General features: G+C 43.4%; 11 protein-coding genes. 9 read left to right on the top strand and 2 right to left on the bottom strand.

Translation table 11 applies throughout. The features are described from left to right. Nucleotides 1–129: 129 nt before the first annotated feature. Nucleotides 130–627: a hypothetical protein gene (locus VC188_RS09660; protein ID WP_323483802.1), complete on the bottom strand. Its 498-nt coding sequence runs from the start codon at nt 625–627 to the stop codon at nt 130–132. A gap of 118 nt (nt 628–745) precedes the next feature. Here VC188_RS09660 and VC188_RS09655 point away from each other — a divergent pair, with 118 nt between their 5' ends. From VC188_RS09655 to VC188_RS09635, 5 genes are read left to right on the top strand one after another with little or no spacing between them, the layout of a single operon-like run. Continuing rightward, on the top strand, nt 746–1,966 hold the full coding sequence (locus VC188_RS09655) for an MFS transporter (protein WP_323483801.1): 1,221 nt from the start codon (nt 746–748) through the stop codon (nt 1,964–1,966). A gap of 25 nt (nt 1,967–1,991) precedes the next feature. Then, complete coding sequence (locus tag VC188_RS09650; protein WP_323483800.1) at nt 1,992–2,678, top strand: dienelactone hydrolase family protein; 687 nt, start codon at nt 1,992–1,994, stop codon at nt 2,676–2,678. Nucleotides 2,679–2,683: 5 nt separating this feature from the next. After that, entirely contained in the window at nt 2,684–2,938 is a 255-nt protein-coding gene (locus VC188_RS09645; protein ID WP_323483799.1) for a hypothetical protein, read from the top strand. Nucleotide 2,939: 1 nt separating this feature from the next. After that, the gene (locus VC188_RS09640) at nt 2,940–3,494 is read left to right on the top strand and encodes a hypothetical protein (protein WP_323483798.1); all 555 of its coding nucleotides are present in this window, start codon (nt 2,940–2,942) and stop codon (nt 3,492–3,494) included. Nucleotides 3,495–3,511: 17 nt separating this feature from the next. Further along, complete coding sequence (locus VC188_RS09635; RefSeq protein ID WP_323483797.1) at nt 3,512–4,012, top strand: hypothetical protein; 501 nt, start codon at nt 3,512–3,514, stop codon at nt 4,010–4,012. Here the strand turns inward: VC188_RS09635 and VC188_RS09630 are convergent. Next, nucleotides 3,998–5,320, bottom strand: coding sequence for an APC family permease (locus VC188_RS09630; protein ID WP_323483796.1), 1,323 nt, complete (start codon nt 5,318–5,320; stop codon nt 3,998–4,000). The two genes, VC188_RS09635 and VC188_RS09630, sit on opposite strands and share 15 nt — an antisense overlap. 178 nt (nt 5,321–5,498) lie before the next feature. Between VC188_RS09630 and VC188_RS09625 the strand changes: the two genes are divergently transcribed. From VC188_RS09625 to VC188_RS09610, 4 genes are all read left to right on the top strand, one after another. After that, nucleotides 5,499–5,801, top strand: coding sequence for a hypothetical protein (locus VC188_RS09625; RefSeq protein ID WP_323483795.1), 303 nt, complete (start codon nt 5,499–5,501; stop codon nt 5,799–5,801). 192 nt (nt 5,802–5,993) lie between these two features. Further along, the gene (locus tag VC188_RS09620; protein ID WP_323483794.1) at nt 5,994–7,448 is read left to right on the top strand and encodes a sensor histidine kinase; all 1,455 of its coding nucleotides are present in this window, start codon (nt 5,994–5,996) and stop codon (nt 7,446–7,448) included. A gap of 93 nt (nt 7,449–7,541) precedes the next feature. Continuing rightward, nucleotides 7,542–8,168: a response regulator transcription factor gene (locus VC188_RS09615; RefSeq protein WP_323483793.1), complete on the top strand. Its 627-nt coding sequence runs from the start codon at nt 7,542–7,544 to the stop codon at nt 8,166–8,168. Between the two features lie 96 nt (nt 8,169–8,264). Further along, nucleotides 8,265–10,040, top strand: a complete 1,776-nt coding sequence (locus VC188_RS09610) for a ShlB/FhaC/HecB family hemolysin secretion/activation protein (protein WP_323483792.1) — start codon at nt 8,265–8,267, stop codon at nt 10,038–10,040. The last annotated feature ends 57 nt before the right edge of the window (nt 10,041–10,097 follow it).

Here is a 10,097-nt window from a genome sequence, read left to right as displayed (position 1 = left end):
AGTTTGGCTAAGGTGTTGATAGGTCATGGCTACTTTGACTTGCAGGTCTAGAAGCTTTGGATACTAAAACATCCTTAGCCTCCTTAACTAGTTGTTCAAAGTTGCACTTCGTAGTTGAATCCACCAAAGTTATTTATAACGTCTTAAATACTTTAGATTCCAAGCCTGTCTGTAGATGCCTGTCATTCCAATCATTGTAGAGGTGGTCCAGGCAATTGAAAAAAGGCCCGAAAAGGCAATAAAGAAGGCCATCGTTTTCCAGCCATAAGGAAGAATGTCGGACATAAAACCCACAGTCGTATAGCAGCTGCCAGCAAACAGAATGGCATTTACCCCGCTAGGGATTAGATCCAACCAAAAGAGCATGGCAGCCCAAATGAAGATCTCGCAAATATGAATCAAGGCAATAATAATGAAGGCTACGTAGAAGTGAAAAAAGATCCGATCATATTGATTGCGATCTAGATTTGCCTTAGTAATGCGCTCAAAACGCATGACCATGTGATTCAAGCCGCTGCCATGGAATATCAATATCAGTATTAAGCCTGTTACCCCAACAAAGAGGTCCATAAAAACAAAGGTAAGCGAGACGGCTGTTGTAGTGGCTGGTAAAACTGGCAAGGCCATAATTTCCATTCAGAAATAGGTTAGTAGGCAATATAGCCATAATCCTACCCCAAAGCAGATCCGTGCGCTAGAGAGGATAATGCTCTCTTGTCCCCTAATTTGCACTGTTGAGTCTACTTTGAGTTTAGTTCGCACCCCTCAGCAAGAGAGATTCTTTTTGCTTGCCTTGGCTGGTATTCAATTCACGCATATCCTCGATTTTATGATCATGATGCCGCTTGGGCCTCAGTTCATTGCAGCGCTTTCCATTAATACGCATCAATTTGGATTGTTGCTATCCTCCTATACTTTTGCTGCAGCAATTGCTGGCGTATTTGCAACCTACTATATAGATCGCTTTGAGCGCAGACAGCTGTTATTGGGTTTGTATGTCTGCTTCATTATTGCCACCGTGGTGTGTGGCTTTGCGCCAAATTATCATGCGTTATTTATTGCTCGCGCATGCGCTGGTGCCTTTGGCGGAATCTTGGGATCATTAGTGCAAACTATTGTGGCGGATGCCATTCCGTTCGAGCGGAGAGGCAAGGCACTGGGTACGGTCATGGCTGCTTTCTCCGTTTCAACTGTTGCAGGTGTTCCATTAAGTTTATTTTTGGCAAACCATATCACCTCACTGGGTTGGCGCGCTCCGTTTATGTTTATTGGACTCATCTCGATATTGATTCTATTTATTGGATATCGCTATATCCCGAAAATTTCTGGCCACTTGCATCACGTCCAGGAGGGTAGTCGCTTCCAGCAAATCTACGAAGTCTTTGTCGCCCATCGTCATCTTCGCGCCTTTCTGTTTGTGGGGCTAATTATGCTGACTGGATTTACTGTTATTCCTTATATTGCCCTCTATCTGACCGCTAACGTTGGGATTGAAAATTCCTACATTTCCCTGATCTATCTTTGTGGTGGTTTGGCGACTTTGATGAGCTCTAGATTTATCGGACACATGGCAGATAAATATGGCAAGGTCAAAGTATTTCGCATACTAGCCATCATTAGTTTGATACCGATCCTAGTAACGACCAATTTAATACCGGTTCCTTTATGGGTGGTACTTGTTAATCAGACCGCCTTCTTTGTCTTGATTTCTGGCCGAATGATTCCGGCCATGGCTATTGTGAGCCAAATGGTAGAGCCCAAAATTCGGGGAACCTTTATGAGCTTAATTGGCTCAGTTCAGATGTTAGCTTCCGGCATAGCGTCAGTAGTAGCAGGCCTAGTGGTCACAATTACAACTAATGGCAGGATGGAGCATTACAACCTAGTTGGTTATGGGGCTGCCATTTGTGGCTTGCTCACTTTTTGGGTTGTGGGATATATTCATGCTGATACGAAAAAAGCGTAAGAACTAAAGAACATAAGGAGACCTCATGATTGAATTTAAAAGACCCGATGGACAGGCGGTAAAGGGTTACTTGGCTGAGCCAGTTGATAAAGCAACTGCTCCTGGCGTGGTCGTTATTCAGGAGTGGTGGGGTCTTGATGATGAGGTAAAGGCGGTTGCTGATCGCCTTGCTAAAGCAGGGTATCGTGCATTAGTTCCGGATTTATATCGTGGCAAGTTGGCGATTGAGGCTAATGAAGCTGAGCACTTAATGGGCGACCTGAACTTTGGTGATGCGGCTGGTCAAGATATTCGGGGTGCAGTTCAGTACTTAAAAGCTACTGGTAGCGCAAAGGTAGCAGTAACAGGATTTTGTATGGGCGGTGCGCTGACCATTTTAGCTGCTTGCAATGTGCCGGAGCTCGATGCTTCTATAGTTTGGTACGGCAATCCTCCTTTGGAGTATGTCAATGCGGATGCTATTAGCAGGCCGATGTTAGGCCACTGGGCTATGCATGATGAGTTCTTCCCAATTGCTGGTGTCGACCAGCTAGAGCAAAAGCTAAAACAAGCGGGCGTGGATTATGAATTTCACCGCTACGATACCAAGCATGCCTTCGCAAACCCTAAATCGGATGCACGGGGATTGGCTCCACTAAAGTACAACGCAGAAGCAGCGCAGTTAGCCTGGGAGCGTACGCTTCATTTTCTACAAAAAAATATTAGTAGCTAGGCCTTATGAATACTCCTTCCAAAGAAAGCCTATTCTTTAACTGGATATACAGAAGAAGTAATATCCAAATTCTGATATTGCTGATTATCTTTTTTGTTACTTTGCTCGATGTGATGCCGCGTGCATTGCAACACATCCCGATCTTTGCGCCCACACAAGATAGCACCCGATTGGGTTTGGGTCTTTTTGGATCCATCATCACGCTTAGCGGATTATTGATTGGTTTTTTTACTCAATCAAGCACAAAGCAATTTTCGTGAAGTGCAAACACTGGTGTCTCAAGAGGCTGGACGTATAAATAACTTAGATCGTCTACCCACGCGATTTGGTGATCCATCTATAGCGCCTATACGTGTTGAGCTATTTGACTATATGAACTCGATTGTGAATGACGAGTGGGCTCTATTGCAAAAGGGTGAGGGCAGCTCTAAGACGCACATGTTGTGGCGCGGAATTTCTAGACAATTGATGTCAATTGAACCCCAAACCAATCGTCAAACAGCAATGTATACAGATATCATCAAAAAATCTGAAGAGGTTGCTGAGAGCAGGGAGGCGCGTATCGAACGTGCCAATATCCGTTTACCAGGCTTATTTTGGATAGTCATTTTGATCTGTATGTTTGCCTTGATGGGCATTAATACTCTCTTTTTGCCCTCAGATTCATTCTTCTTGGGATTGAAGATTTTGCCTATCACCATGGGTGCACTGATATCCTTGTTGGTGATAACCGATCAGCCGTTTAAGGGTCAGAATTCCGTTCAGCCCGACTCTTTCTATAAAATTATCGAATCTATTAAAACTCGTAAAGAGTAATATTTTCCTGAATCAATATGCACTTATTTTCTGAAAATCTTGCCGTAGAAATTTCTTCCTATTACCGTAATTTAGCTTTGGGGCATGGTGTTGTTCCAAAGGTATTTACTTTGGTAAATAGCGAGGGAGATCAATACCTATTCTTTATTGATGATCTCCCCATGAAGAGTGACGATGAGCAGAATCAATTTCTTGCATACATCGTGCAAGCACATGAGGCCGTTTGCTATGCCCGCGGGACCTTGGTTATTGTTGAAAAGAATCAACAATTTATTGAGTTTGCAGTCATTGATCGGGATGATGCAGATGCGATTGTTTGCTCAGCCCAGCTCACTAGGGATATGGACGATAAGCCGATATCCTTGGGTGAGTTTGATAAGACTTTGGTGAAGAAGGGCTCCATCATCTTTGGCGGCCTTTTTGAGTCGATTCAACTGTCAGAAGACAAGACCGAAGATTTTGAAAGCCTGTGGGTGGAGATGAAATCTAAAATCTTGCACCGCTCAATGGGGCTTTAATTTCTTCCTCAGAAATTTACGAGAAGTTGCTTCAATTGCAAAAGATCCGATTAGGGCGATCACTAGAGCAATTGCACTATTGGGCGCAGTCTCGATCACATTGATAAATAGGGTAGTAAACAAACTCAAGTTAATGACGATTGCCGCCCAAAGTGGCCAAAGCTTTGCACCTGTTTGATTTCGTACGCGAATGTGTCCGTAAGTAATGGCGGCATAGACCAATAAAAAGGCAAGGCTGGCCATTTTGCCAACAACCTCTAATGGAAATGCCAAGACCAAAGCAATCACTAAGAATGCAGACACAGTTAATGCACGAAACTCTGTTTTTAAGACCGAGTCACCTAGGGCTTTAGAAACAGAATTTTTGTGTGCCATATCGGCTGCAATATTAGATGCGGCAAAAATAGTGGCGTTAAGCGCAGCGGCACAGGCTAGAAGGGCAGAGGCACCAATCACAACAAAGCCTGCTTTCCCAGATACGATTTGAGCTGCATCGGCCAATACGTGGCCGTTGTAGGTTGCCATTTGAGTGGGTGAAAGTAGCAGTATCACTGCGGTACTAACTAGTACATAAGCAATCGTTACTAAAATCAGGGCCGAGAACATAGCAAGAGGAAGCTCTTTTTGGGGTTCACGCATGGCATTGGAGGAGTTGGTAACTACGCCGAAACCCTGGTAGTTGATATACAAGATGCCGGTAGCAATCGCAATGCCATTGAGAGACCAGCCAGTAAACTGATATGCGCCAATATTGGCTACATGAATGCCTTGAACAGAAAACAGTAGCAGGGCAATTGTGACAAAGCCAATCGCTAGCATTTCTGCCTTGCCAACAATATTGGTACCCAATAAGTTAATGCCGGTACAAAGAATGACAATAACGGCGCCAACGATCTTTACTTCAAGGGGGTCTAAGTTTCCACCAAGCAGGGTATTAGCATATTCCGAGAACCCAGCAGCGTAAAGAGCGGCTGCAATCAGATAGGCAATGTATTGAAATATATTTAGGCCGCCAGAAATGACCCCAGGACCAAAGCTCATCACAGTGAATGTGGCAGCACCTCCACTGCTAGGAAAGGTAGCACCTAATTTGGCATAGGAGTAGACCGAGAATGAGGCAGCTATAGCCCCTAGTAAAAAGGCCAGGGGAATATGCGACCCCGCATGAGCGCTAGCAGTACCCAAAAGAGAAAATAGCCCAGCCCCCATCATGCCGCCGATACCTAGAGCAGTGGCTGAAAAAAGGCTAATGCCTTGGGTTTTCTTGCTCGAGCTTTTAAGTAAAGTCGGATTTGGCTGGCTGGTCAATTTGTATTTTCTGAATGCATAAAGCTGGGACAAGTGCTCTATATTAAAGGTTGTGGCGAATAAAGGCTATTTGGTATTCCAATAAAGCACTGGGATTGAGATAGTCCGCATAGCCAATTTTCAGTTTTTGCGCTGTTAGAATTCACAAGAAACACCCCCTAAATCCCAAGGTTAAATAATGCGCCATTTAAATCAAATTACCTTTACAGCCATGTGCTTGATTGCACAATCAGCCATCGCAAGTGGAAATGCAGATGCCATTTTCTATGGTGGCGATATTGTCACTATGAATAAAGCCCAAACCTTATCTGCCATCAATGTTCCCAATGCCTACCGCATCCAAATTAGTCGCAGAGTTCAGTGGATGATTCATCAGGCACAAAGCTTGGGCGGAGAGTTGCAACCAAAAAATCCTAGCGCCTTTTTAACCAAGAAGAGCACTGAATCTATTGGGGATCAGTTGGGTCTATTTGACAGTTAAGAGACTCAAGTTATTTACAATTAAGCCGCCAATCGTCTTCTCGCCAATTAGTTTTGCGTTTAAAGCGCACCTAAACCTTGCCGTCAGAGACCTCGACTGGAGGCGCCCAAAGAATCTAGGCGTAAATTTGATGATCTAGAATGTTGATGATAATCATAAATAATCCAAACCGAAAATGAATAGAGAGTAACCATGGAATTAATGAATCAACTGCTGTTTGGAATATTCGGACTAATCCTATTTGGAATATTCTTGACCGTGCAAGTTGATAATCAACTCCATAACTCCTTAGAATCCTCTCTATTCTGGCGATATGCAGTTTTGCTGAGAAGCATTGCTTATTTTTTTTGGTTTTTGGTTCCGTTTTTTGGTTCCGTTTTTTTACTTCCTGCAAACTATTTATACATAGCATCTGTTGTGTTGCTTGCTCTCTTCTTAAGCAGTTGGAATGCTCCTATTAAGAGGTCGGTGATGTATATCCTAGCTATTGGCTATGTAATATTTTGCTTTGTGTTCCTTCATTTTTTTCTAAAGGAGAATAGCTTTGTTGCTCGCGTAAATACGGTGGCAGGCACACAAATTCCATTGATGATTTGGGAGTTTTTTTCCATTGCATACTACCTACGGAAAAAAAGAGATTACGTTGTTGGCGTATTAATTTTCTTCTTGGCTTTACAAGTTACCGCCTACTCATTCAGAATAATTACGGTTAATCGGAGCCCTCACTTAAATATACAAAATATCGTAAACGCTGATCTATTGTCCAGCATGATGTCATGGACATCAAATGGGATTAACGTGATAGTTTATATATTGATCAACGCTTACCTTTACCGCAGACTGTGGAAAAAAGAGCGTGAATCAACCTATAAGTATGACATTGCATCAAAAGAGCGGACGAGAATACAAGAGCTTTTAGTTGAGCGCGAAAAATTAGTCTCTTATCTACTGAAGTCCAACAAGACTGCTAGCACCGGCGCTTTAGCTGCATCATTAGCGCACGAGTTAAGTCAACCACTTGGCGCATCTCTTTTAAATGCGCAGCATCTTAAATCCCTAATGGATAGAAATGTAGTTAAACTCGATCTAGAAAAGGATATCGTCAATTCTATTGAGGCTGATACAAGAAGAGCGGGACAAATCGTTCGCTCACTGCGCGCACTGTTCTCCGGTGATGCGATTACGTTAGAGAGAATTGATTTGATTGGGCTCGTCTATTCAATAGCCCAATTGGTAGAGCCAGAGTGCAGAGGCTCGAATATTGAATTATTAATTGAGATGCCAGGGCGGTGCTACATCAATGCTAATTCGATTGAGATTCATCAGGCCATTCTCAATGTTTTAAATAACGCTATTCAGTCCCTGAAAAGTAAGAACAATATAGAGAAAAAACATATCCTTATTGCCATCAATCTTCAGGGCGAACAAGTCACAATCAATATTAGCGATAACGGTCCGGGTGTTCCTATTGAAAGAGAGCATTCATTATTTGAGTTACTAGACTCACAGAAAGAATCGGGCATGGGCTTGGGCCTTTGGTTGTGCAAACACATCATGACTAGACATGGCGGAGATATTTTTTATAAGCGCGGGTCAAATGCTGGCGCAACTTTTAGCCTCGTCTTCCCTCCCAATCCCAGTCGATGATTTGAGGATTTAGCGTATCCCGCGATCGAGGGATATTGATGGGCAGTATGTTTGTCATAATCCGAGAGAGTAATTTTTGGGCAACAAGTAACAATGACCGGTAAAGCTGCAATCCATGATGTTTTGAAACATGTCTTCTTAATAGAGGACGATGCTTCGATGCGAGCTACTTTAACGAGTCTTTTGGAGTTTCTTGGATACCGGGTTTACCCCTTTGCTTCTGCTATAGAGTTTTTAAAGATTCCACTTCACGTTGCGCCAGCAGTAGTTATTACTGATATGCGCATGCCGGATATGACTGGGGTAGAACTACAGGCGGAGATGATAAAGCGTGTTCGTGAGGTGCCAATTATCTTTATTAGCGCAGAAAGCACTGTTGCACAATCGATTGTAGCAATGAAGCAGGGCGCTATTGAATTTTTAGTCAAACCATTTGAGCGAGACGCCCTTTTAGATGCGGTAATCAAAGCTTTAGATATAGATGCTAACAATATGCGCAGCTATGTTGAGCAAAAAGCTTTTGAGGAGCACGTTAAGGCCTTGGCTCCACGGGAGCTTGAGGTGCTTGAATTGCTTGCTTTAGGGTTTAGTAATGCAGAAATTCAAGAAAAACTACAGATTTCACTGTACACGGCCAAGCAGTACAAGGCGCAGGTCATGCGTAAACTGCACTTGCGTTCGCTAGCCCAGCTCATTGCTTTCAAAAAACGAGCCAAATAAGTCGGTCAGTTAGCCTTAAGGCTAACTCTCGTTCGAGGGATTTTCAGCTTCTAGATTTAGCGTTTTAATGTCTGCTCAATTATTAGAAACGACAAGATGCACCCTCACATTCGCCATTCCATTCAATCTAGCACTACTGTTAAGTGCTCACCATTTAGCGCCCCTGCTTCTGCACGTCGTGCAATTGCATTAGCGGCAGGTTTTTTGGTCTTGAGTGGTTCGGCATATTCACAAGTTGGCCCTGATGCTGGTGCATTACAACAACAATTACAACGTGAGGTTGACCGCGATCGCCAAAATGTTGCGCCAGATAACCTCATTAAGAAGCCCACAAAACCAAGTAGGCCAAAATCAGGCGACAAAACAATTGAGGTGAGCTCCTTTAAGGTGGTTGGTATTACGCTTATTACGCAAGAGCAAGCACAGGAAGCTCTCAAGCCCTTTACTAATCGCCAGTTAACTTTGGATCAAATCAAAGAGGCTGGAGATGCGGTAACTAATCTTTACGCTCAGATGGGAAGAATGGCCCAAGCCGTCATCCCACCTCAAGACGTTGTTAATGGCGTTATCACCATCAAGATTATTGAAGGCAAGGTAGGCAATGTCATTATTGAACTCAATAAAGAATCACCAAGTCGCCTCAAGTCTGAAGTTATTCAAAAATTCATTACCAATAGTAATGAGCCTGGTAACTTTATTGACCTGAAGGGTTTGGAGCGAAGTTTAGCCATCCTCAATGAAACGCCAGGTAATGAAGTTAGCGGAGAGTTAGCGCAGGGTGACAAGGAAGAGACAACGAATATCTTGGTCAATGCCAAAGATACGGGTTTATTTGCAGGTAGGGTAGATCTATCAAACTATGGCGCAGCCAATACAGGGCCTGCACAAGCATCGGCTAGCTTAAGCTTGAACAACCCTAGTGGTAATGGCGACCAAGCCACTTTAGATGTGATTGGCTCACAAGGCTCTGTCTATGGGCAGCTCAGATACGGTTTGCCAGTGGGTTATGACGGCTGGAGAGTATCTGCAGGCGTTAGCGCCTTGGATTACAAAAGCTTATCAAGTTACTCAACAACGATTTCACAAGGTACAGCACAAACCTACGGAATTTACTCAATCTATGCGCTAGAGCGCACTGCACGTTCCACTAAGAATGTGATCATCAACTTTGAAAATAAGAACTACAACAACCAAACTAACGGTATCGAGAGCAGTAACTATCAGCTCAACGATTTAAGTCTTGGCATCAACGGCACTAACTTTATTGGTCAAGCTTATGCAAGCTGGGGCGCTACAGCTACCTTGGGCTCTTTAAGTATTAATAACGCCAATCAAGCCAATAACGACGCACAGGGTGCCGCAACAAAAGGTACTTTTGCAAAGCTGGGCTTTAATGGCTCGATTACACAGCCACTGCCGATTGATAAAACCAATTTAGTGGCTTCTATCTACGGTCAATTGGCTAATAAGAACCTCAATAGTGCCGAGCAGATCTATATGGGTGGCCCTTATGGTGTACGTGCTTACCCTGTAGCCCAGGGAGGTGGTGCACAAGGAGCAATTGCTTCTGTAGAAATTAACCATAACTTGATTCAAGACTTGCAAGTTGGTGTTTTTTTTGATGCTGGACTAGTTCAGCAATATGTAAGCACTTATAACAACTGGCAAGGGCAGACCAACGCTAACAATACCTATTCTTTATACGCAACAGGTTTGTCAGCAAAGTATCAGTACGAAAAAGTTCAACTTTCTGGTTCATTGGCATGGCGCGTAGGCAACAATCCGCTCTATACACAAAGTGGCCAACAGTTAAATGCAGACAACATGTACAGATCGGTACAAGGTTGGATCAAGGGCACAATCTTTTTTTAAGAATGTATAAGAAATTGCAAAAATATTTACAAACTCCCACGATCGAGGGATTTTTTT

This window comes from Polynucleobacter sp. MG-28-Ekke-A2, from assembly GCF_035012985.1.
Classification (GTDB): domain Bacteria; phylum Pseudomonadota; class Gammaproteobacteria; order Burkholderiales; family Burkholderiaceae; genus Polynucleobacter.
This window is presented reverse-complemented; position numbering and strand designations above follow the sequence as displayed.